At 69.0% G+C, this 21,351-nt stretch carries 18 protein-coding genes and 1 pseudogene; 3 read left to right on the top strand and 16 right to left on the bottom strand.

Features of this window, described 5'->3' with window-relative positions; genetic code table 11:
* Window positions 1–9: 9 nt before the first annotated feature.
* The 5 genes from IEX88_RS20045 to ltnD form a co-directional block, all read right to left on the bottom strand.
* Window positions 10–1,074 carry an ABC transporter ATP-binding protein gene (locus IEX88_RS20045; protein ID WP_188854181.1) on the bottom strand — a complete coding sequence of 355 codons (1,065 nt, stop codon included), beginning with the start codon at window positions 1,072–1,074 and terminating at the stop codon, window positions 10–12.
* A 107-nt stretch (window positions 1,075–1,181) separates the two neighbouring features.
* A complete protein-coding gene (locus IEX88_RS20040; RefSeq protein WP_188854178.1) occupies window positions 1,182–1,961 on the bottom strand; it encodes an SDR family oxidoreductase in 780 nt (259 codons plus the stop codon).
* Window positions 1,958–3,217, bottom strand: a complete 1,260-nt coding sequence (otnK, locus tag IEX88_RS20035) for a 3-oxo-tetronate kinase (protein ID WP_188854176.1) — start codon at window positions 3,215–3,217, stop codon at window positions 1,958–1,960. The genes IEX88_RS20040 and otnK overlap by 4 nt, the downstream gene beginning before the upstream one ends.
* A complete protein-coding gene (gene otnI, locus IEX88_RS20030) occupies window positions 3,214–4,005 on the bottom strand; it encodes a 2-oxo-tetronate isomerase (RefSeq protein ID WP_188854174.1) in 792 nt (263 codons plus the stop codon). Before otnI ends, otnK begins: the two co-directional genes overlap by 4 nt.
* Window positions 4,005–4,925, bottom strand: coding sequence for an L-threonate dehydrogenase (gene ltnD, locus IEX88_RS20025; protein ID WP_188854172.1), 921 nt, complete (start codon window positions 4,923–4,925; stop codon window positions 4,005–4,007). Before ltnD ends, otnI begins: the two co-directional genes overlap by 1 nt.
* 253 nt (window positions 4,926–5,178) lie before the next feature.
* Here ltnD and IEX88_RS20020 point away from each other — a divergent pair, with 253 nt between their 5' ends.
* Together IEX88_RS20020 and otnC are read left to right on the top strand one after the other, a co-directional pair.
* On the top strand, window positions 5,179–6,201 hold the full coding sequence (locus tag IEX88_RS20020) for a LacI family DNA-binding transcriptional regulator (RefSeq protein ID WP_244640394.1): 1,023 nt from the start codon (window positions 5,179–5,181) through the stop codon (window positions 6,199–6,201).
* A 31-nt stretch (window positions 6,202–6,232) separates the two neighbouring features.
* The gene (gene otnC, locus IEX88_RS20015) at window positions 6,233–6,868 is read left to right on the top strand and encodes a 3-oxo-tetronate 4-phosphate decarboxylase (protein WP_188854170.1); all 636 of its coding nucleotides are present in this window, start codon (window positions 6,233–6,235) and stop codon (window positions 6,866–6,868) included.
* A gap of 18 nt (window positions 6,869–6,886) precedes the next feature.
* On the opposite strand, the gene IEX88_RS20010 is transcribed toward otnC, so the two are convergent.
* The 10 genes from IEX88_RS20010 to IEX88_RS19965 all read right to left on the bottom strand — a co-directional run bounded on the left by IEX88_RS20010 (window position 6,887) and on the right by IEX88_RS19965 (window position 19,348).
* Entirely contained in the window at window positions 6,887–9,196 is a 2,310-nt protein-coding gene (locus IEX88_RS20010; protein WP_188854169.1) for a putative bifunctional diguanylate cyclase/phosphodiesterase, read from the bottom strand.
* Between the two features lie 241 nt (window positions 9,197–9,437).
* Window positions 9,438–10,175, bottom strand: a complete 738-nt coding sequence (locus IEX88_RS20005) for an SDR family NAD(P)-dependent oxidoreductase (RefSeq protein ID WP_188854167.1) — start codon at window positions 10,173–10,175, stop codon at window positions 9,438–9,440.
* The gene (locus IEX88_RS20000; protein ID WP_188854165.1) at window positions 10,172–11,041 is read right to left on the bottom strand and encodes a fumarylacetoacetate hydrolase family protein; all 870 of its coding nucleotides are present in this window, start codon (window positions 11,039–11,041) and stop codon (window positions 10,172–10,174) included. Before IEX88_RS20000 ends, IEX88_RS20005 begins: the two co-directional genes overlap by 4 nt.
* Before the next feature lie 111 nt (window positions 11,042–11,152).
* Window positions 11,153–12,139: a cell envelope integrity protein TolA gene (gene tolA / locus IEX88_RS19995; protein ID WP_188854163.1), complete on the bottom strand. Its 987-nt coding sequence runs from the start codon at window positions 12,137–12,139 to the stop codon at window positions 11,153–11,155.
* Window positions 12,136–12,666, bottom strand: a complete 531-nt coding sequence (gene exbD, locus IEX88_RS19990) for a TonB system transport protein ExbD (RefSeq protein WP_188854161.1) — start codon at window positions 12,664–12,666, stop codon at window positions 12,136–12,138. Before exbD ends, tolA begins: the two co-directional genes overlap by 4 nt.
* 4 nt (window positions 12,667–12,670) lie before the next feature.
* Window positions 12,671–13,828, bottom strand: coding sequence for a tonB-system energizer ExbB (gene exbB, locus IEX88_RS19985; RefSeq protein WP_188854159.1), 1,158 nt, complete (start codon window positions 13,826–13,828; stop codon window positions 12,671–12,673).
* Between the two features lie 234 nt (window positions 13,829–14,062).
* Complete coding sequence (locus tag IEX88_RS19980; protein WP_188854158.1) at window positions 14,063–14,470, bottom strand: hypothetical protein; 408 nt, start codon at window positions 14,468–14,470, stop codon at window positions 14,063–14,065.
* 347 nt (window positions 14,471–14,817) lie between these two features.
* Window positions 14,818–16,446, bottom strand: coding sequence for an ABC-F family ATP-binding cassette domain-containing protein (locus tag IEX88_RS19975; protein WP_188854156.1), 1,629 nt, complete (start codon window positions 16,444–16,446; stop codon window positions 14,818–14,820).
* A gap of 294 nt (window positions 16,447–16,740) precedes the next feature.
* The gene (locus IEX88_RS19970; RefSeq protein ID WP_188854154.1) at window positions 16,741–17,892 is read right to left on the bottom strand and encodes a YbfB/YjiJ family MFS transporter; all 1,152 of its coding nucleotides are present in this window, start codon (window positions 17,890–17,892) and stop codon (window positions 16,741–16,743) included.
* A 418-nt stretch (window positions 17,893–18,310) separates the two neighbouring features.
* Complete coding sequence (locus IEX88_RS19965; protein ID WP_188854152.1) at window positions 18,311–19,348, bottom strand: glycosyltransferase family 4 protein; 1,038 nt, start codon at window positions 19,346–19,348, stop codon at window positions 18,311–18,313.
* A 115-nt stretch (window positions 19,349–19,463) separates the two neighbouring features.
* On the opposite strand from IEX88_RS19965, the gene IEX88_RS19960 reads away from it, so the two are divergent.
* Window positions 19,464–20,642, top strand: a complete 1,179-nt coding sequence (locus IEX88_RS19960) for an NAD-dependent epimerase/dehydratase family protein (RefSeq protein WP_188854151.1) — start codon at window positions 19,464–19,466, stop codon at window positions 20,640–20,642.
* A gap of 312 nt (window positions 20,643–20,954) precedes the next feature.
* Here the strand turns inward: IEX88_RS19960 and IEX88_RS27375 are convergent.
* Window positions 20,955–21,351, bottom strand: a pseudogene (locus IEX88_RS27375) (integrase core domain-containing protein); the annotation flags it as partial.

The following is a 21,351-nucleotide window of genomic DNA, read 5'->3' as shown; positions in this document are numbered from 1 at the left end:
CCAAAAATCTCAGGCCGACAGCCGCTCGCCGCTGGCGGCGTCGAACAGGTGCACGGCCTTCGGATCGATCGAGACCGGGATCTTTTCGCCCGGCCGCACGGTGACGCGCTCGCGGAAGACGCAGGTGACGTCGGTCGTGCCGATGCGGCCGAGCACCTGGCTTTCCGAGCCGGTCGGCTCGATGACGATGACCTCCAGCATGACGTCGCCGCCGAGATGGATCGCCTCGGGGCGCGCGCCGTAGACGAGCTGGCGGCCGAGCGCCTCCGGCCGCGAGCCGGAAACCGGCAGCACGACGCCGTCATGGGTGATGAAGCGGGTGGCGTCGTTGGTGTCGAGCTTGCCGGACAGCATGTTCATCGCCGGCGAGCCGATGAAACCGGCGACGAAGAGATTGTTCGGCCGGTCGTAGAGCTCCAGCGGCGCGCCGATCTGCTCGACGCGGCCGTCCTGCATGACGACGATCTTGTCGGCCATGGTCATCGCCTCGATCTGGTCGTGCGTGACGTAGACCGTGGTGGTGGTCAGCCGCTGGTGCAGGTTCTTGATCTCGGTGCGCATGGAGACGCGCAGCTTGGCGTCGAGATTGGACAGCGGCTCGTCGAACAGAAAAACCTGCGGGTCGCGCACGATCGCCCGGCCCATGGCCACGCGCTGGCGCTGGCCGCCGGACAGCTGGCGCGGATAACGGTCGAGATAGGCGGTGAGGCCGAGGATCTCGGCGGCGGGCCGGACCTTGGTCTCGATCTCGGCGCGCGGCGCATTCTTCAGCTTCAGCGAGAAGGCCATGTTCTCGGCGACCGTCATATGCGGATAGAGCGCATAGTTCTGGAACACCATCGCGATGTCTCGATCCTTCGGCGGCAGGTCGTTGACCACGCGGTCGCCGATCTTGATCTCGCCCGCGGTGACGTGCTCGAGGCCCGCCAGCATGCGCAGGAGCGTCGATTTTCCGCAGCCCGACGGGCCGACGAGAATGACGAATTCGCCGTCCTCGATGCGCACGTTCACGCCCTTGATGACGGGATGGGCCCCAAAATTCTTCTTGACGTCGATGATGTCGACCGAGGCCATGTCGTTCTCTCCCAAACTCTTTTTGGCGCGGGGCGTTGTCCGCCTCTTTTCGCCGCTGCGCCCGGTCTTAGGGCGGGTGGTGTATCAGGCGCTATGCGCCGAAAGTCTTAGCCGCGCCCGACGAAGGGCATTTTCGTCGCCATGATGGTCATGGTCAAAACATTGACGTCGAGCGGCAGCGCCGCCATCGACACCACGGCGTCCGCGACATGCGCTGGATCCATGGTCGGCTCGGCCGCGGTCGAGCCGTCGGCCTGCAGCGCGCCCGTGGAGATCACCGAGGTCATCTCGCTCGCGGCATTGCCGATGTCGATCTGGCCACAAGCGATGTCGAAGGGACGGCCGTCCAGGGCGGTCGCCTTGGTGAGGCCCGCGATGGCGTGCTTGGTGGCGGTGTAGGGCGCCGAGCGTGGCCGCGGCGTCGTCGCCGAAATCGAGCCGTTGTTGATGATCCGGCCGCCGCGCGGCGTCTGCGCCTTGAACAGCTTGAAGGCTTCCTGCGTGCACAGGAAGGCGCCGGTGAGGTTGGCGGCGACGATGGCGTTCCACTGCTCGAAGCTGACGTCTTCCAGCGGGATCGCCGGCACGTTGCTGCCGGCATTGTTGACGAGGAGGTCGAGCCGGCCAAAGCGGGCACGGATCTCGTCGAACAGGGCTGCGACGGACGCGGGATCGCCGATGTCGGCCGGGACGGAGACGACACGTCCGTCATTGCCGCAGAGTTCCTCGACCGCCGCGTCCAGCACGGCCGCACGCCGGCCGGTGATCACCAGGCGCCAGCCGGCGGCCAGCAGGGCCTTGGTCATCGCCTTGCCGACGCCGGTGCCGCCGCCGGTGACGAGGCCGATCCGGCCGTGGTTCACGTCGCTCATGGTGTCCTCGCTCATGGCATCATCGACAGGGCGTCGCGGAAGAAATCCGGTCCGCCGAAATTACCCGACTTCAGCGCCAGCCGCATGTCGGTGCCGCCCAGACTGCGCAGGACCGGAACGCCGGGGGCGATCTCGGGACCGAGCGCAAAGGCGGAGAGGCCAAGCCGGTCGACGACCGCGCCCGATGTCTCGCCGCCGGCCACGACCAGCCGGCGAACGCCGAGGGCGACGAGGCCCGCGGCGATTTCGGCGAAGGCGGCTTCGATCGCGGTGCCGACGACGGCGCCGCCATGCCGGGCCTGCAGGGCTGCCACCGCATCGGGCGAGGCGCTGGAGGCGACCAGCACCGGGCCGTCGGCCAGCCGCGTCGAGGCCCAGGCGATCGCCTTTTCGACGGCGCCGCCCTTGGCCAGCAGCGCCTCGGCATCGAGCCGCAGCACCGGCATGGTGGCTTCGGCGGCCGTGATCTGGCGGAGCGTGGCGGCCGAGCAGCTGCCGGCGAGGCAGGCGGCGGGGCCGCCGAGCGCCTCGAAGGGCGCGGCCGCCGACATCGGCGGGCCGTCGGCGAGGGCCCGGGCAAGGCCGAGGCCGAGGCCGGAGGCGCCGACCGACAAGCGCTGGCGCAGGGCCGCGCGGCCGAGGATTTCGAGGTCAGCGTCGAACACGGCGTCGGCGATCGCGGCCCCAAAGCCTTCGCCCGCCAGCGCGGCAAGGCGCTGGCCGACGGCGCCGTCGCCCGCCGCGACGGTGGCGAGCGGGATCAACCCGACAGGCTTCTCCGACTGCCGGGCCAGCACGCGCCTGAGGTCGGAATCACGCATCGGATTGAGCGGATGATCCTTCATCGGGCTTTCCGCGAGCGGCACGCCGGCGACGAAGAGGTTGCCCTGGTAGAGCGTACGACCGGTCTCGGGAAAGGCCGGCGTCACCAGAACGATGACTTCGCCGGTCGCCTGGCGGAGCGCATCCGTCACCGGGCCGATATTGCCCTCATCGGTCGAATCGAAGGTCGAGCAGACCTTGAACAGGATGTGGCCGGCGCCGCGGGCCTCGAGCCAGCGACAGGCGGCGAGCGATTTCTCGACCGCCTCGGCGGCCGGGATGGAACGGCTCTTCAGCGCGATCACGACGGCATCGACGTCCGGCAGGACGAGATCGTCGGCGGGGACGCCGATCGTCTGGACGGTGCGCAGGCCGTTGCGGGTCAGCGTGTTGGCGAGGTCCGACGCGCCGGTATAGTCGTCGGCGATGGCGCCGAGGCGAAGGCTCATGCCGCTCTCCCGCGCGCTGGCGGCGCGCCGTGGAACCAGCCGAGGCCGTCCGTCGTCGCGCCGGCAGGCCGGTATTCGCAGCCGACGAAGCCGGCATAGCCGAGGCGGTCGAGCTCGGCGAAGAGAAAACTGTCGTTCAGCTCGCCCGTCATCGGCTCGTGCCGCAAGGGGACGCTCGCCACCTGGACATGGCCGATGATCGGCATCAGCGCGGCCATGGCGGTGGCGACGTCGCCGCGCATGATCTGGCGGTGGTAGATGTCGAACTGCAGCTTGACGTTCGGCAGGCCGAGCTCGGCGATGAGGGCGGCCGTCCAGTCGAAATCGTCGAGAAAATAGCCGGGCATGTCGCGGCCGTTGATCGGCTCGAGCACGAGATCGATCCCGGCATCGGCGAGCCGGCCGGCCGCAAAGACGACCGCGTCCCGATAGGCGTCGACGGCAGCGGCATCCTGGCGCGAGCCGAGCCCCGCCATCATGTGCAGGCGCATCACGCCGGTCGCGCGGGCGTAGGCCAGCGCGGTTTCGGCGCCGTCGCGCAGTTCGCCCGCGCGGTCGGGAAGGCAGGCGATGCCGCGTTCGCCGGCGGCAAAATCGCCCGGCGGCAGATTGAACAGGGCCTGCGTCAGGCCGTGGGCCTTCAGCCGCTCGGCGATGGCCTCGGGCGGATGTTCGTAGGGAAACAGGAATTCGACGGCGTCGAAGCCGGCCGCGGCGGCGGCCTCGAAGCGATCGAGGAAGGCGACTTCGGTGAACATCATCGACAGGTTGGCGGCAAAACGTGGCATCAGGCGGGGTGTCCGGGTAGGTCGACGCCGGCCAGCGCGGCATAGACGCGGGCGAGCGAGGCGTCGTCCTCGCGGCCCATGCCGGAGCCGGCGGCGGCGAGGAACATCTGAAGGGCGGCGGCCGAGAGGGGCACCGGGAATTTCGCCGTGCGGGCCATGTCCTGGACGATGCCGAGATCCTTGACGAAGATGTCGACCGCGCTCTTCGGGCGATAGTCGCCGTCGAGAATATGCGGCACGCGGTCGCCGAACATCCAGGAATTGCCGGCCGAGGCGGTGATCACCTCGTAGACCTTGCCGAGGTCGAGACCCTGTCGGGCGGCGAAGGCAACGGCCTCGCAGGCGGCGGCGATGTGGACGCCGGCGAGCAACTGGTTGATCATCTTGAAGGCGGCGCCGGCGCCGGCAGCGTCGCCGAGCTCGTACACCTTCAGGGCGATGGCATCGAGACAGGGGCGGGCGCGCTCGAAGGCGGCGGGGCTGCCGGAGGCCATCACCGTCAGCTCGCCCTTGGCCGACCGCAGCGGACCGCCGCTGATCGGGGCGTCGAGATAGAGCCGGCCCATGGCTTCGAGCCGGGCGGCAAGCCGCCGCGCGACGTCGGGGTCCATGGTGGCGGAGGAGAGGAAGACCGCGCCTTCCGGCATCACTTCGGCAATGCCATTCGGCCCGAACAGCAGCGCCTCGGTCTGCGCGGCGTTGACGACCACGCTGAGCACGGCGTCGGCATTCCCTGCGGCATCGGCTGCCGAGCCGGCCGTGGCCCCACCGTCGGCGACAAAAGCCTCGGTGGCGGCGGCAGAGACGTCGTAGCCGGTGACTTCATGCCCGGCCCGCAAAAGCGACAGGGCCATGCCCAGACCCATGGAGCCGAGGCCGATGACGGCAAACTTCTGCGGGGACGCCGGGGCGCTGGTCATTCTGTTCCCTCCCGCGACACCTGCTGATGTCCTTCCGATGACCGTCATCCGGTTCTTTTCGGCCTGCCGCGACGTGGCGCGGCATGTGGGGCGACGCTAGCCGACCTTGCCGCCACTGCCAACACAAAAAGTGGCAGCGCTGCCACTTTTTGGCGGACGGCTCGTTCTGACTGTGCCAGAATGAGGCCGGGCACGGACTTTCAGACCTCGAACCTGCCGCCGCGATCCCGGTGGCCGAACAGCGGGTGAAGCCTTGCAATCGACCATCTCCCCCATTCGGCCGCCGCGGACGGGTGCTTCCGCCACCATCAGCGACGTCGCGCGGCTGGCCGGCGTCAGCGAGAGCACGGTGTCGCGGGTGCTGCGACAGAAGGGCTTTTCGTCGCTGAAGGTCCGCATCCGGGTGCAGGAGGCGGTGGAGGCGCTCGGCTACGTGCCGAACCGGGTCGCCGGAACGCTGGCCTCGTCCGGATCGAGCCTCGTCGGCGTGGTCATTCCCTCGCTCAGCAACATCGTCTTCCCCGACCTTCTGCGCGGCGCCAGTCTGGCGCTCGACCAGGCCGGCTTCCAGCCGGTGATCGGCGTGACCGACTACGATCCGGCCCGCGAGGAGACACTGGTGGCGGCCATGCTGGCCTGGCGCCCGGCCGGCATGATCGTCGCCGGCATCGATCACAGCGACCGGACCGCGGCGATGCTGCGCGGCGCCGGCGTGCGGGTGGCCGAGCTTCTCGACATCGACGGCGAGGGGATCGACATCGTCGTCGGCTTTTCGAACCTGGCGGCGGGCCGTGCGAGCGCGGAACTGTTTCTCAGCCATGGCTACCGGCGCATCGGCTATGTCGGCCACTATCTCGGCCTCGATCACCGCGCCGCCAAGCGGCTGCTCGGCTTCACCCAGGTCCTGGCCGAGGCGGGGCTCCCGCTGCTGGCGAGCGAGATCGTCGTCCAGCCGTCCTCGATCGCGGCCGGCAAGGAGGCGCTGGCGCGGGTGCTGGCGGTCGACCCGACCCTCGACGCGGTCTATTTCTCCAATGACGACATGGCGGTGGGGGGCCTCTTCCACTGCATGGAAAACGGCATTTCGATCCCTTCGCGCCTCGCCATCATGGGCTATAACGGCCTCGACATCGCCCGGCTGTCGCCACAGCCGCTGGCCACGATCCTGACGCCGCGGCTGGAAGTGGGACGGCGGGGCGCCGAGCTCTTGTTTGCCGGCGGGCCGAAGGAAGTGGTCGATCTCGGCTTTGAGCTGATCGAGGGAGCGACGGTATGAGGGTGGGACGCAGGGCGTGAAGGAAACGGCGATGAGCGAAACGGAGCTGCGCCAGGCGATCGTGCGCCAGGGCGCGCTGCTCTACGAGCGGCGGCTGGCGCATGGCACGGCGGGCAATCTGTCCGTGCGGCTGGAGGACGGCGCGATCCTCGTCACCCCGACGAATTCCTCGCTCGGCTTTCTCGAGCCGGAGCGGATCTCGAAGGTCTCACCGGAAGGCGCGCATATCGCCGGCGATCCGCCGTCGAAGGAGGCCTTCTTCCATCTCGCCGTCTATGCCGCCAGGCCGACGGCGCGGGCGATCGTGCATCTGCATTCCACCCATTCGGTGGCGATCTCCTGCCTCTGCCATGCCGACCCGTCCAACGTCCTGCCGCCTTTGACCGCCTATCACGTGATGAAGGTCGGCCGGCTGCCGCTGGTCTCCTATTTCAGGCCCGGCGACCGGCGGCTGGCGGCGGCGGTCGGCGAGGCCGCCCGCGACCATCACGCCATGCTGCTCGCCAATCACGGCCCGATCATCGCCGGCGCCTCGCTCGAGGCCGCGGTGCAGATCATGGAGGAGCTGGAGGAGACGGCGAAACTCTTCTTCCTGATCGGCGACCGGCCGGCCTCGCCTTTGAGCTGCGAAGCGGTGGAAGAGCTGGCCGCCGCCTTTCCGAGCTGAGAGGCGCTTCTATCGGTGTCAGGGGGCCCGGCGTCGTCGCGGAAGGGACAGAGTCGATCCCGGTCTTTCCGCCCGCTCGCGCAGCAGGGTCGCTGTCGCCGCCGCGTCTCCCGGACGAGCGAAGAAAAAGCCTTGTCCCAGGCCGACAAACGGTGGGTCGCTGTCGAGGTCCCAGGAAAGCGCCCGCAGCCACTCCATCTGTTCGGCAGTCTCGATCCCTTCGGCAACGATGGAAAGGCCGAGCTTGCGGGCGAGGCCGATGAGCGCCTGGACGATCGCCCCGCTGCTGGCATCGACCAGCAGGCCGTCGATGAAGGACTTGTCGACCTTGATGGAATCGACCGGCAGGCTGCGCAGGTGGGTGAGCGAGGCGAAGCCCGTGCCGAAGTCGTCGAGCGAGACGCTCATGCCGTCGGCCCGCAGCTCGCTGATGGCCTTGATCACCGCCGCCTCGTTGCCGTCGAGGAAGACCGATTCCGTCACCTCGAGCACGATGTGCTTGAGGGGCACCCCGACCGTGCCGAAACTGTCAGTCAGGCGCGAGCGCAGGTCGCCGGCCTGAAAATCGGCGGCGGTGGCGTTGATCCCGACCCGCTGGAACCCCAGCCCCGCATCGAGCCAGCCGCGCACATCGGCGGCAATCTGCGGCAGCATCTGACCAGTCAGGCCGTAGGCGATCCGGTGCTCGTCCAGCGCTTCGTGGAAGGCACCGGCGGCCAGGATCGTGCCGTTCGGCTCGCGAATGCGCGCCAGTGCCTCGAGAGAGACGATCTCGGCCGTGTCCAGCCGGACGATCGGTTGGTAGAAGGGCACGACGCGCTGAGCCATCAGCGCCTCGTCGACATGGCGGACCATGTTGATCCGCCGCACGATCGAGGCGCGCATCTCCTCGCGGAAGGCGACATAACCGCCCCGTCCGGCGGCCTTGCTGGCCAGGAGCGCCAGCCCGGCCTTCTGGCGCAGGCTGTCGGCGGTATCGTTCCGGTCGGCGACGGCGCCGCCCACCGAGACCTGCGGCGCGATGGTCTCGCGGCCGAAGGCGAACTTGCGGCGCACGGCGGCGATCAGCCGTGCCGCGACCGCGGCCGCCTCCGCCTCCGTCGCGTCGCCGTTCAGCGTGATGGCGAACTCGTCGCCGCCGACCCGGGCGACGAGAGCCTCCTGGCCCACCGCCTCGAACAGGCGCTCGGCGACGTTCTGCAGCACCGCGTCGCCGGCAGCGTGGCCGAGCGTCTCGTTCAAGTCCTTCAGACGGTCGACATCGACCATCAGGAGCCCGAGCTGCGTGCTGTCGGAAAGAGAGGTGCGGCGGCGGAAAGTATCGCTGAGATGCTGGGTGAAGGCGGCCCGGTTCGACAGGCCGGTGAGTGAATCATGATTGGCGGCCTGCCATAGTTCCGACTCCGCCGCGCGCAACTGGGTGATGTCCTGAACGGTCCCGTACAGCCGGCGCGCGCCGGGGCCGACCATTTCGGCATCCCCGGTCACGCGCACGCGCTTGGTCGTGCCGAGGTCGGTGACGATATCGAGTTCCTCGTCGAACGACGTGCCGTCCGTCAGCGCGTTCTCCATCAGGCTGCGGACGAAGAGTCGCTCATGCTCGGGATAGATCGACAGGGCCAGTTCGAGGGTGATGTCCGTCCCGGGCGGGATATCGAAGATCCGGTAGCTCTCGTCCGACCAGGAGACCAGTTTCGTCGACAGGTCGTAGGTCCAGGAGCCGATCGTGGCGATCGCCTCGACATGGGCGAAATGGCGATCCCTGAGGCTGGATTCCTGCCGCTGTTCCATCAGGTCGTATTGCTGCAGGGTCGCTTCGGCCGCGAGGCGAACCCCCTGGGTCGCGGTCTTGTGGCTCTCGATCAGGCCGAAGGCGACCACAGCCAGCCGGCAGAGCAGGCTGGCCTCCTCTGCTGTCAGCCGCCGCGGCTTCGTGTCGATGAGACAGAAGCTGCCCAGCGCGATGCCGGGCCGGACCACGAGGGGAACGCCGGCATAGAAGCGCACATGCGGCGGCGCGGTCACCAGGCCGTTGTCGGCGAAGCGAGGATCGAGAGTGGCATCCTCGACGACGAAGACGCTGTCGCTCTGGATCGTGTGATCGCAGAAGGCCCGGTCGCGCGCGATCTGGACGGCATCGAGGCCCGCGACCGCCTTGAACCAGACGCGGTGGTCGTCGAGCATGGTGACGGCGCAGGCGGTGACGCCGAACATTTCCCGCACGCTGTCGACGAGCGCATTCAGCGGCGCCGAGGGCGCACTGTCCATGATCTCGAAGGAGGCCAGTTCGGCCAGTCGTTCGGATTCGATCGCCAGGGTGGAATTCATAGTTCTCGACCGGATCCGTTCGCAGACGACGATGCCAGAACTATAGGTAGCTCACTAAGGAACAATGAAGGGCATCTATCTCCACGCGCATCTAGCGTAGCGCCTGCCGAATGACAGTCAACGAGCCCATCAGACAGGCGTGGCGCTCCGGGCGGCAGGTCGAACCGCCCGGAGCAGAGATGAGCTGTTGCCGCTTCGGGCAGAAGAAGGCCGGATTTTACTTTCGTCCGGCGCCTTCATCTCAGTATGTCGCGCGGCCGCCCGAGACGTCGAAGACGGCGGAGGTCGTGAAGGAACATTCCTCGCTCGCCAGCCAGCAGACCAGGCTCGCCACCTCGTCGACGGTGCCGAAGCGGCCGATCGGGATCTTCGAGAGCATGAAGGCGATATGCGCCTCGCTCATCTGGTCGAAGATCGCCGTCTTCACAGCCGCTGGCGTGACGCAGTTCACGGTGATGCCGGTGGTCGCCAGTTCCTTTCCGAGCGACTTGGTGAGGCCGATCACTGCCGCCTTGGACGCGGAATAGGCCGACGCGTTGGGATTGCCCTCCTTGCCGGCGACTGAGGCGATGTTGACGATACGGCCATAGCCGCCGGCGCGCATGAACGGCACCACCGCCTTATCGCAGTGGAACAGGCCGTGGACGTTGACGTCGAAGACCTGTTTCCAGGCGTCCGGCGGATAGTCTTCCAGAGTCGCATTGGGGCCGGTGATGCCGGCGGAGGCGACGAGAATGTCGATGCCGCCGAGCTTCTCCACCGTCTCGGCGGCCGCCCGTTCGACCGACGGCCAGTCGGCGATGTCGAGCGAAACGGCGATGCCGCCGAGCGTCGCGGCCTCTGCGACCGCGCGTTCCGCATCCCGGTCCCAGATCGCCACCGTGCCGCCCTCGGCGACGATCCGCTGCGCGACGGCAAGGCCGATACCGGCGGCCCCGCCGGTGACGACCGCCCGGCGGCCGGCGAAGCGCCCGCTCATTGGGCGGCCGAGGGGTAGACGCTCTCGAAGGCGACGACGCTCTGGCGCTGGCTGCCGAGCTTATCGATGCCGAGCGTCACGACGTCGCCGGCCTTCAGGAACTCTGGCGGCTTCATGCCCATGCCGACGCCGGGGGGCGTGCCGGTGGTGATCACGTCGCCGGGCTCCAGCGTCATGAAGCGGCTGACATAGGAGACGATGTGGGCGGCCGAGAAGATCATCGTCGCGGTGGTGCCGGTCTGCTTGCGAGTGCCGTTGACGTCGAGCCACATGCCGAGCGACTGGACGTCGCCGACCTCGTCCTTGGTGACGAGCCAGGGGCCGATCGGACCAAAGGTGTCGCAGCCCTTGCCCTTGTCCCAGGTGCCGCCGCGCTCGATCTGGAACTCGCGCTCCGACACGTCGTGGATGAGGGCGTAGCCGGCAACGCAGTCCAGCGCCTTTTCCTCGGAAACATGCCGCGCGGTGGCGCCGATGACGATGCCGAGCTCGACCTCCCAGTCGGTCTTGACCGAATTCTTCGGCAGCATCACGTCGTCGTTCGGGCCGACGATGCAGCTCGTCGCCTTCATGAAGACCACCGGCTCCTTCGGCACGGGCAGACCGGACTCGGCGGCGTGGTCGGAGAAGTTCAGGCCGATGGCGATGAATTTTCCGACCGAGGCGACGGGACAGCCGAGGCGGACACCGGCATCGACGACCGGCAGGCTCATCGGGTCGAGGGCCGCGATCTCAGCCAGACCTTCGGCCGACAGGCGGGCCGCGTCGATGTCGCCGATCGCCTGCGACAGGTCGCGGATCGTGCCGTCGGCGGCCAAAAGACCCGGCTTCTCGCCGCCGAGCGGCCCGTGGCGTAACAGTTTCATGCGTCTTCCTCCCGAAATTGACGGGTCCTGACTGACCTCTTTCGTCCCGACGGTCAACCGTCGAACCACACGCCGATGGCGCGGTGCCCGCCATGCCATCCTGCGCCGCAGCTACATGTTGACCGGCACGACCAGGGAAACGGTGCGGCCGCCGACGCCCTCCGGTGGCGCGGGAATGGGGCTCGCGCGCCGCACCAGCGCGATCGCCTCGGAATCGAAGGCGCCATTGCCGGAAGAGCCGGCGAGCCGGGCCGAGAGCACCCGGCCGCCGCGGTCGATCGTCACCGCCACCCGGGCGACGCCGCGCGTCGAGACGGCCACCTTGCGCCGAAATTTCCGGAAATGGCTGACCGCCTGCCGCTGCCAGGAGGCCGGCGAGACGCGCGGCGCCGCTGCGGCATTGCGCGCCGGCGCGGTGTCCGAGCGCTGGGTCGCCGAGGCGCGTCGGGGCGTCTCGCGGGTGACCTTGCGGCGCGCGGGCTTCTCGGCCACCACCTTCTTCGGCGGCGGCGGCTTGCGCACCTCCTTGCGGACCGGCTGCGGCCGCGGCGGCGTCGGCCGCGCCATCGGGATCGGGGCGTTCAGGATCGCCTCCGGCTGCGTCTCCACCTCGGGCAGGTCCGGGACGATCTCTTCGGGCTCGGGAATCGGCTCGACGATCTCGGGCTCCGGCAGAGGCGGTTCCGGCGGCGGCGGGGTAACCGGCGGCTCGGGGATCGGCTCGGGCAGGACTTCAGGCTCCGGCGGCGGCTCGGGCACGACCGGCGGCTCCGGCGGCGGCGTCACCTCGGGCGGCGGCAGCTCTTCCACGACGGGTTCGGGCTCGGGCGGCGGCGCCACCGGCTCGGGCGGCGCCTCGGCGACTTCCGGGGCAGGCTCAGGCGCGGGCGGCGGCGCCTCGACCTCGGCCGTCACCGGCTCGAGCTCGATCATGACAGCCTCGTTGATCTCGCCGAGCGTGCCTTCCGGCGGCGGCATGGCGAAGGCGAGCCAGACGAGCGCGCCATAGGCTGCCGCGACGACGCTGGCCGCCAGGCCCCAGCGCCAGGCGCCGCTGCCGGGGGCCTCGATGGCCCGGAGGTCGCCCGGACCGGTCATGGCGTGGCAGTCGCGGGCGCACCGCCCGTCGGTGCCGGGACGGCGGCGGGTGCCGGTGCCGGTGCCGGTGCCGCAGCGGCGGCCGGCTCTGCGCCGGTGGGTGCCGCGCCGGTGTCTTCGAGGCCGACGAGGCCGATCTTGAGATAGCCGGCCGAGCGCAACTGGTTCATCACCGTCATCAGCTCGCTGTAGGCGACGGCCCCATCGGCGCGCAGGAAGATGCGCTGCTCGCGGTCGCCTTCGCTGCGGGCGTCGAGCACCGCCTGCAGGGCGTCGCGCGCCACCGCATCGTTGCCGAGCGACAGCGACAGGTCGGCCTGGACGGTGAGGAAGATCGGTTCGTCCGGGCGCTGCTGCGGTGCGGCATTGGAGACGGGCAGGTCGACCGGCACGTCCACCGTCGAAAGCGGCGCGGCGACCATGAAGATGATGAGGAGAACCAGGACGACGTCGATGAACGGCGTCACGTTGATGTCGGAGACTTCGCCGGTATCGTCGTCGCCGCTTTGCCCGAGCTTGATCCCCATGCCGCTACTCCGCCGCCTGCCGCCGTTCGCTCGCGACGAAGCGCTCGCGGCGGTCGAGATCGCGGCTGAGATGGCGCAGCACCTCGGCCGAGGCGTCGGCGAGGACGGCGCGGTAGCCGGCGATGGAGCGGGCGAAGACGTTGTAGATGATCACCGCGGGAATCGCCGCGACGAGGCCGATGGCCGTGGCGAGCAGCGCCTCCGCGATGCCCGGCGCGACCACGGCGAGGTTGGTGGTGTTGGCGCGGGAAATGCCGATGAAGGCGTTCATGATGCCCCAGACCGTGCCGAACAGGCCGACGAAGGGCGCGGTCGACCCGATGGTGGCGAGGAGGCCCGTGCCGCGCGACATCGACCGGCCGGCACGCGCCTCGATCCGCTGCAGCGCGATCTGCACGCGCTCCTTGACGCCGTCCGTGGGAAGATGCTGCGAGCGCGCGATCTCCAGCGCCGCGGCGGCGGCGAGCGCGGCCACGGGGCCGCGCTTCGGCCAGCCCTTGTCGCGCTCGCCGGAAATCTCGCTAAGGCCCTCCGCCCGCTCCAGGCGCCGAAGGGCGCGGGTGGCTCTGCGGCGGGCCATCGCCAGTTCCAGCGCCTTGGCGAGCCAGATCGTCCAGGTGACCACCGAGGCGAAGGCGAGGCCGAGCATCACGGCCTTCACGACGATGTCGGCGGCCATGAACATGCCGAGCGGAGTGAGGTCGTGCGGCAGGGTGGCGCCGAGGCCGGCGCGGCCGGCCGCCTCGGGAGCGGCGTCGGCGGACACGTCCTGGGCCGCACCGTTCGTATCGGGGCTTTCGAGGGAAAGCCGCGGCTCGGTGGTCGGGCCGTCCGGCAGGGCGACCGCCGGGGCAGCTTCGCCGGATCCGGTGGGAGAGGGCGTGACGACCGAAGGAGGCGTCTGTCCGGGTACGGCCGAGGCCGTTCCCGCCTCCGGTGCCGCGGGCACTGCGGGTGCCACGGGCGAGGCCGGTGTTGCCGGCACGGCGGGCGCCGAGGGTGTGGCAGCCTCCGGTGCGGCCGGCGCCGCGAGCGGCGTGGCGGGGCTTGCCGGCGTCTCCTGCGCGGCAGCCGGGAAGGTCAGGACCGCCAGAGCGAGGCAGGCGACCGCCCAGCGTCGCGCGGGGCATGGGCCGGAGCGGGCGGGGAAACTGGAGGGCATGGCGGCTTCTCTCTCGATATCGTCCGGAACCGGGCCAGCCGCCGAGACGGCGGGCGGGCGCGGTTCCCCCCGTCTGCCTGAACATGATACGGGCGTTCAAGTTTCCTTAGACATTGCGCAACGCAAACGCCAGAGCCGATCATCATATTGGAAACGTTCTAGATTTCGCCCGCGTAACGGCGACGGAAAGGCCGTCGGGGCGTCCGTTCCGCTACCGGGACGCATGCCTGCCGGTCAGGAAATGTACCGCCGCACCAGGAACTTGCCGCAGCCGGTCGTCAGCACCTCGCCGGCAAAAGCCTGCCCGTCCTCGGCGATCTCGCCGACCAGCGGCACGGTGACGAAGCCGGGCGGACGGGTAAGCCAGAGCCCGGGATCGACATGGAAACTCCCCTCGGCGCGGTCGAAGAGCGCCGTCACCGCGAAGGCGCCGGCGGCGACGCCGGGATTGTCCGCCACCGCATGGAAGGCGAAGGTGCCGACATAGCCACCGCGCGGGTCCGGCGCGAAGGTGAGGACGAGCCCGGTTCTGCCCTGCGCGCAGTCGTAGGCGCCCTGCCAGGTGCCTGTGAGGTCGGGCGCGTCGTCGGCCAGCGCCGGCAGCGGTGCGAGGAGGAGGGCGAGAAGGGCGAGGCGCAGCATGGGGATCTCCCGGGGCGTCGCCAGTGTGGCAGGGATTCTTCGCGGGCGGCAACCCTTTGGGGCGCGGGCGCCTTTTCCGGTTCGCCGTAGCGGGCGTTACCCCCCTCTGGCCTGCCGGCCATCTCCCCCTCAAGGGGAGAGATCGGGCGCGTCGATACTGTCAATTGTTCTGCAACGTCGAAGGGACTGGCTATAAGCCTTGAGAGCCGATCTCCCCCCTTGAGAGGGAGATGCCCGGCAGGGCAGAGGGGGGTGGCGCGCCGCCACCATCCAAACGTCCTATCGCCCAACGCCCCAGTCCTTGCGAGGACGCAACGCCGACGCCGACGCCGCCCCGCCAAAAACCCTCAGCCCCGGGCGCGCTTCTTCTGCTTGCCTTCGCGCACCTGGCTCGGCGCGCGCTGGCCGGCGCGGGTGCGCTCCAGGACGAATTTCGCGTAGTCGTCCATGTCGCCGTCGAAGGGTTTCACATGGCCGTCGGCGGCGAGCCACAGGCGGTCGGCGACGAGTTCCATCAGCGAGCGATCATGCGTGACGAGGATCACGGCGCCCTCGTAGTCGTTCAAGGCGTCGAGCAGCGCGCGCCGGGAATCGATGTCGAGATGGTTCGTCGGCTCGTCGAGGATGAGGATGTGCGGCGCCGCCATCGCCACCTGGTTCAGGAGCAGCCGCGCGCGCTCGCCGCCCGACAGGGCGTCGACGATCGTCTCCTGCTTGTCGAAGTTGAAGCCGAACTGCGAGAGTTTCGAGCGCCGCTGCGCCTCGGAAGAGTCCGGCAGCGAGCGCCGGATGATGTCCATCGGCGTGTCCTGCGGGTCGAGCGCCTCGATCTGGTGCTGGTGGAACCAGCCGACTTCCACGCGCCGGTCGCGCTGCATGCGGCCCGACAGGGGCTGCAGCGCGCCGGCAGCCAGTTTCGCAAACGTCGACTTGCCCGCGCCGTTGACGCCGAGGAGGCCGATGCGGTCGTTGATGTCGAGACGCAGGTTCAGACCGCTGAGGATCGGCACGCCGTCGCCATAGCCGACCGAGACGTCGTCGAGCTGCATCAAGGGCGGCGCCAGCGGGCGTTTTGGCGAGGGCAGCGTGAAGGGCGCGATGCGCTCCTCGATGGTGAGGCCGACCGGCGTCATCTTGGCGAGGCGCTTCATGCGCGACTGCGCCTGCGCGGCCTTGGAGGCCGTCGCCTTGAAGCGGTCGACAAAACTCTGGAGATGCGCGCGCTCGGCGTCCTGCTTCGACTTGGCGGAACTGGCCAGCCGCTGGTTTTCGGCCCGGCGCTTTTCGAAATCGTCGTAGCCGCCCGTATAGAGGTCGAGCTTCTTCTCCGAGACATGCAGGATGTGGTCGACGGAATTGTTCAGGAGCTCGCGGTCATGGCTGATGATCAGCGCCGTGTGCGGGTATTTTTTCAGCCGCGCTTCCAGCCACAAAGCGCCTTCGAGATCGAGATAGTTCGTCGGCTCGTCGAGGAGGAGCATGTCCGGCGCCGAGAACAGGGCCGCGGCGAGCGCCACGCGCATGCGCCAGCCGCCGGAAAATTCCGACATCGGCCGGTCGAGATCGGCGGTGGAGAAGCCGAGACCCGACAGGATTTCCGCCGCCCGCGCCGGCGCGCCGTCGGCATCGATGTCGAAGAGGCGCATATAGATGTCGCCCATCTCCTCGGGCTCGGCCGTCTCCAGCGCCGCCGTCAGCTCGGCGCGCTCGAGATCGGCCTCCAAAATCGTGTCGATCAGGCTGATCGGCGTCGCCGGATGCTCCTGGTCCACCGACCCGATCCGCGCCGCCTTCGGCAGCGCGATCTCGCCGCCATCCGGGCCGAGTGACCCCAGGATCAGCTTGAACAGCGTCGACTTCCCGACGCCATTGCGCCCGACCAGCCCGACCTTCGCCCCGACCGGCAGAAGCACGCTCGCGTCATCGAAGAATTTGCGGCCCCAGCCGTTGAAGACGAGGTTGGTGATCTGCAGCATGGATTTGGGCCCGGACTCGGAAAAGCGGAGCGCAACGGCAGGCGCAGCCCGGGGGCCGTCATGCTGCAGTGCAATGCGAGGGGGTGCTGTAGCACAGGGCGGGGGTGGTGGCGAGGGTGGGGCTTGGCGGCGCCGGTTGAGGCTCAGCAGATACGCCAAACCCTCATGCTGAGCCTCCCGAGCTTGTCGAGGGGCGAAGCACGAGGGTCGGCACCACGGGGAAGTGCGGTGCCGTGGCCCTTGCCCTTCGACAGGCTCAGGATGAGGGCCAGATAGGTCTGCGTAGCGCGCCAGTCACACCACCGCCTCCCGCCTTGCCATCGCCCACACCAGCAACGCCGCCCCCGCAATGACCACCCCCGCCGAGGCCAGCAGCGCCGTGTCGTAGTCCGCCGGCCCGGCCACCAGCCAGCCCGTCGCCACGGGGCCGAACATCTGGCCGAGGCCGAAGCCGGCGGTGAGGACGGCGAAGCCGCGGCCGTTCAGGCCTTTGCGGCCGAGCGGCATGGTGAGGAGGGTGATGGGGATGAAGGTGCCGCCGAAGAGGACGGCGGCGAGAAGCGCGGCGGTGCCGCTGTCGCTCATGACGGGCAGCGCGATGCCGAGGATCTGCGTCAGGAAGGCCAGCAGCAAAGCGAGCGAGAAGCCGATGCGTTCGGCCAAAGCGCTCCAGAACAGGCAGCTCGGCAGGCCGGCGAGGCCGGCGATGATCCACACCCAGTTGCCGACCTCTTCCAGGCCCGGCCGCGATTTCACGATGGCGACGATGAAGGTGGCGAAGACGGAATAGCCGAGCCCCTCCAGCGTGTAGCTGGCGAACAGCGGCCAGAAGGGCAGCGGGCGCGGGATGCGCTTCTTGTGAGGGTGGGTGCGGGCGAAGGCGGAGAGGTCGCGGTCACCGACGAAGAAGAGCATCACCGGCAGCAGCGCGGCGCAGAAAAGGCCCGCCGCGATCCACAACCCGCCGCCGGAAAGATGCGGCTCGGCGAGGTGGACGAGAAGGCCGGAGGCGGCGATGCCCGAGCCGACGCCGCCGAACACCCAGCCGATCCGCGCCTCCTGGCCGATGCGGGCGAGCGATTCGGCGATGATGCCGGCGGCCGAGATCATCGCCATGGCGCTGGCGATGCCCGACAGCGTGCGCAGGGCGTACCAGAGCGGCAGGCTTTCGGTGAGCCCCATGAGCAGCGTCGTCGCGACGCTGAGGACGAGGCCGAAGCGGAAGACGGCAAGCCGCATCGCGGCGCCGGAGACCAGCGACACCAGCAGCGAGCCGATGAGATAGCCGGCAAAATTGAAGCCGGCGATGAGGCCGGCGGTGCCGACGCCGAACCCGTGTTCCGCGCGCATGATCGGCAGCAGCGGCGTGTAGTAGAAGCGCCCGACGCCCATCACCACGGCCAGCGTCAGGAAACCGCCGAGAAGAAGACGCGACAGGGAGGACATCGGGGCATTCCTTGGACAGGCGACAGTTTGGACGCCTTAGCAGGAGACGGGGCTTCCCGGCACCCCCGTTTGCGCATGGCGGTCCGGTGCGCGGGGGGATTCCCGCCGCTCCCGGCTTGGGGGCTCTCAGGGGCGGGTGGCGGAACGGAGGCGTCGCCGGGTGCAACCCCAAAAGTCGTCATCCTCGGGGCTTTAGCCCCGGGGATCCATGCCATCGGGCTTGTGCCTTCCTCCGGCGGTCAGGACCTGGCTGGCCAAACCGCTGTGCTTGACAGGCCTCGGCATGGATCCCCGCCCTGCGCGCGAGGATGACGAAATTGAAGCGGTGCGGGAACAGCCAGCGCCCTTCGACGATTGCCAGTGCCCATATGTAATACGCAGGCGCGGGGGCTCGACCGCCGAGGCACCGCCAATGCCTTCAGCCCGCCCAGGCCGAGGGCGGGATCGGGACGAGGTTCTGGGCGAACTGACGCGTGCACTCCGCCCAGGAAAAGCTTTCCGCGAAAGTCCGGCAGCCGGTGCGGTCGATCGAGAGCGCCGCCAGTGCCGCGGCGCGCAGATCCTCCGAGAGGACGCCGTGCGGCGTGGTGCCGATGATGTCGGCGGGGCCCTGCACGGGGAAGGCGGCGACGGGCGTGCCGCAGGCGAGCGATTCCAGCACCACGAGGCCGAAGGTTTCGAAGCGCGAGGGGAAGACGAAGACGTCGGCCGCGGAGAAATGCCGGGCGAGATCCTCGCCATGGCGATAGCCGAGGAAATGCACGTCCGGAAATTCCGTCGCCAGCGCCGCCGCGGCCGGCCCGTCGCCGACGACGACCTTCGAGCCGGGCAGGTCGAGCGCGAAGAAGGCCGGCAGGTTCTTCTCAGCTGAGACGCGGCCGACATACAGGAAGATCGGCCGGGGCAGGCCGAGGAAATCCACGTCGAAGCCGGGATTTTCGCGCTGCGGGCGAAACGCCTCCGTGTCCACGGCGCGGCCCCAGGGCCGGATGTTGCGAAAGCCGCGGGCGGCGAGCTGGCGTTCCAGCGTCGTCGTCTGCACCATGAAACCCTGGCCGGCATTGTGGAACCAGCGCTGCGCGGCATAGGCGGGCCCGGTGCCGAAGCCGAGGCGCAGGGAAAAGTAGTCGCCGAAGCGGGTGTGGAAGGAGGTGGTGAAGGGCAGGCGGCGTTTGCGGCAATAGTGCCGGGCGGCAAGGCCGATCGGCCCTTCCACGGGGATGTGGATGGCGTCCGGGCGGAAGGCGTCGATCATGTCGGGCAGCGCGCGGCCGAGCGTCTGGGCGAGGCGCACTTCGGGATAGCCGGGGGCCGGGAAGGTCGTCGCAAAACGGTTCGGGCCGATGACCTCCACCACGTGTCCGTCGGCCTCGAGATGGGCGGCCGTCGTCTCGAACACGCGGACGACGCCGTTGATCTGCGGCGCCGCGGCATCTGTGGCAATCAGGATGCGCATGGAAAATCCTTCGCTGCGACGCTGAGAATGCATTGGGGCGATCTATATCGTGATGCTACGGCAGGGGAAGGCGCTGATGGCCGTCCCGCAGAGCGTTCGAGTGGAGTGGTGTAAGATGAAGATAATCGTCCTCGGCGGTGACGGCTTCTGCGGCTGGCCGACCGCGCTGCATCTGTCGGCCCAGGGCCATCAGGTCACGATCGTCGACAATCTGGTGCGCCGCGTCACCGACATCGAGCTCGGGGCGGAAAGCCTGACGCCGATCGCCCCGATCGAGGAGCGCCTCGCCGCCTGGCGCGAGACGCGCAACACGCCGATTGATTTCGTCGCCCTCGACGTCGCCCGCGACTACGACGAACTGGAGGCGCTGTTCCGCGACCTGCAGCCGGAGGCGATCGTGCACTTCGCCGAGCAGCGCGCCGCGCCCTATTCGATGAAATCGCCGCGGCACAAGCGCTATACCGTCGACAACAATGTCAACGCGACCCATTCCGTGCTCTGCGCCATGGTGGAGGCGGCGCCCGACGCCCATCTGGTGCATCTCGGCACCATGGGCGTCTACGGCTACGGCAAGGCCAAGGGCATGCGCATCCCCGAGGGCTATATCGATGCCACGCTGCATTCGGGCGGCGTCTCGACCGATGTCGAGATCCTCTATCCCGTCGATCCCGGCTCGGTCTACCACATGACCAAGACGCTCGATCAGCTGCTGTTTCTCTACTATGCGAAGAACGACGCGCTGGCGATCACCGACCTCCACCAGGGCATCGTCTGGGGCACAACGACGGAGGAGACGGAGCTCGACGACCGCCTCGTCAACCGCTTCGACTATGACGGCGACTACGGCACGGTGCTGAACCGCTTCCTGATGCAGGCGGCGATCGGCCATCCCCTGACGGTGCACGGCACCGGCGGGCAGACGCGCGCCTTCATCCATATCCGCGACACCGTGCGCTGCATCGAGCGCGCCGTCTCGACGCCGCCGGAGCGGGGCGGGCGCGTGCGGATCATGAACCAGATGACCGAGACCCACCGCATCCGCGATCTCGCCGCGATGATCTCGGGCATGACGGGCGTGCCGGTCGAGCATCTTGACAATCCGCGCAAGGAAGCCTCGGAGAACGATCTCGTCGTCGCCAACGACACGCTGATCGGGCTCGGCCTTTCCCCGACGAAACTCTCGGACGGGCTGATGAACGAGGTCGTCGCCATCGCCCGCCGCTATGCCGACCGCTGCGACCGCTCGAAAATCGTCTGCTCCAGCCGCTGGGTGAAGCCGCTCGCGGCGGAATAGGGGGCTCGGCGAGCCGCGGCGGCCAAGCTTGTTCTTCTCCCCGCTGGGGAGAAGTGGCCGGCAGGCCGATGAGGGGGCTCACGGCGGAGCGGATTATTCTCCGACGCCGCCGGCTGCGCCGCCCCTCATCCCGCTGCCTGTCCAGCGGATTGATGAGTAACAGAACTGCCCGGATGGATGGGTTACACTTCTTCGGCTTTGGAAGGGTCCCGCTCTGCGTCGGCTGGGGGTTTTGGTCGTATGGCGCGGCGGAGTTTTCGGTGGGTCTGATCGATGATGCCGAGCGGCACGTCGAAGAAGCGGACCTGCCACTCGCCCGCCNGCCCGGTAGAGGCTCGCCGGTGGCTTCTGGCCGAGCGCCTGGTGCGGTCGCTCGCTGTTGTAGTCGGCCTGGAAGGCGTCAAAGCGTTGCTGCTGCTCGGCCCGGTCCGCCGCCGGCGGCCGCATGGCTTCCAGGAGCGTCAGGTGGCAACGCTCGTGCCGGCCGTTCTGCTGCGGGACGCCGGGGTCGATCCGCTCGTGCCGGATGCCGAGCTTGATCCACCAGGCCGAGAGCTGCGTCAGCCCGGTCGGCCCGGCCGCGGCGAAGGGCGTGCCATTGTCTGAGCGGATCACCTCGGGCAGCCCGTGTTCGGCGAACGCCCGCTCAAACAGCGGCCGCGCCTCGCCGAGCGCCGTCGATCCGGTGGCCGACAAGGCGATCAGATAG

Source organism: Aureimonas glaciei, assembly GCF_014643375.1.
Lineage (GTDB): Bacteria > Pseudomonadota > Alphaproteobacteria > Rhizobiales > Rhizobiaceae > Plantimonas > Plantimonas glaciei.
The sequence above is the reverse complement of the archived record's forward strand: the minus strand, read 5'-3'. Positions and strand labels throughout refer to the sequence as shown.